Source organism: Methylobacterium sp. B1, from assembly GCF_000333255.1.
Taxonomy (GTDB): Bacteria; Pseudomonadota; Alphaproteobacteria; order Rhizobiales; family Beijerinckiaceae; genus Methylobacterium; species Methylobacterium fujisawaense.
In genome coordinates this window covers 1-1,044 of the sequence record NZ_BACT01000784.1, presented here as the reverse complement: position 1 = coordinate 1,044, position 1,044 = coordinate 1, and the positions used below count along the sequence as shown (strand labels likewise).

Sequence of the window (1,044 nt, the reverse complement as noted above, 5' to 3'; positions counted from 1 at the left end):
TTGAGGGCTGGCAGGCCGTTCGGCGCCGCCTCCTGCCCGATGCCGGGATTGTCGGGCTGACCCGTGACGGGACTCGTCGCGTCGAAGCGTTGAGCCAGCGCCGGCGTCGCGAGCGTTAAGCTCAGCGCCGCGACGGCCAGCCGCGAGTTCTGCCGTTTCCGCCGGTCAGCCGCCGTCCGCACCTGATCCCGGTCTCCGCCCACATCTCCGGCACCGAAGTCCGAAGGTCATCGATCATGCCGCCCAGAAACGGGTCGCCGGCATGGTTAACGAACCCTAGCGACGGCATGGTTAATGCCCGGTCAACGACGGCATCGCCCTGACATCCCCTGGCATCCCCCTGGCATCGACGCCGCGCGGTTTCGATCTCTCCGCGCCTCCGCAATTATGATTGAGATTTTTTGTATACTCTGCTATCGTTATGATGAATTCGATCGCATCCGACCTGGATTGATCGACTTGGTGATTTGTACTCATGGAGTTTATCGTGAGTGACAGCGCAGCTAACGAGCACAGCCCGTCGGTCGATCTCACGGTAGATATCGTGGCGGCTTATGTGTCGAACAATTCCGTGCCGGCTTCGGAGCTTCCCGGGTTGATTGGCGGCATCCATGCGGCGTTGAGTGGTTTGACAACTCAAAGTCGTGCCGCGAATTCGCCCGTTGAAAAGATGAGCCCGTCCCAGATCCGCAAGTCGGTCACGGCGGATCATATCATCAGCTTCGAGGACGGGAAGCCGTACAAGACGCTTCGCCGTCACCTTACGTTGCGAGGTCTGACGCCCGAGGCCTACCGTGAGAAGTGGGGCTTGCCGCGGGACTATCCCATGACCGCTGCAAGCTACTCCGCCCAACGCTCCGAGCTGGCTCGGGCTCTGGGCCTCGGGCAGCAGCGCCGCAAGAACGTCGGGGCGCCAGCGCCGGCGCCGACACCGGAAACCGTGGTCGCGCCTGCTTCCAAGCCGCGCGGGCGAAAAAAAGTCGTGGCGNAGTAGTCGGCCGAATCGACGGAAACGATCCATTTGCGATCATGTGTCGGGCGATG

Annotated in this window: 2 protein-coding genes; one reads left to right on the top strand and one right to left on the bottom strand. The window is 62.1% G+C overall.

Annotation, left to right across the window (positions count from 1 at the left end; translation table 11 throughout):
- Nucleotides 1-182: hypothetical protein (locus I53_RS34635; RefSeq protein WP_148291221.1), on the bottom strand; the 182-nt coding region annotated here is incomplete at its 3' end.
- 293 nt (nt 183-475) lie between these two features.
- Between I53_RS34635 and I53_RS31730 the strand changes: the two genes are divergently transcribed.
- Nucleotides 476-994: a MucR family transcriptional regulator gene (locus I53_RS31730; RefSeq protein ID WP_187294405.1), complete on the top strand. Its 519-nt coding sequence runs from the start codon at nt 476-478 to the stop codon at nt 992-994.
- Nucleotides 995-1,044: the final 50 nt, after the last annotated feature.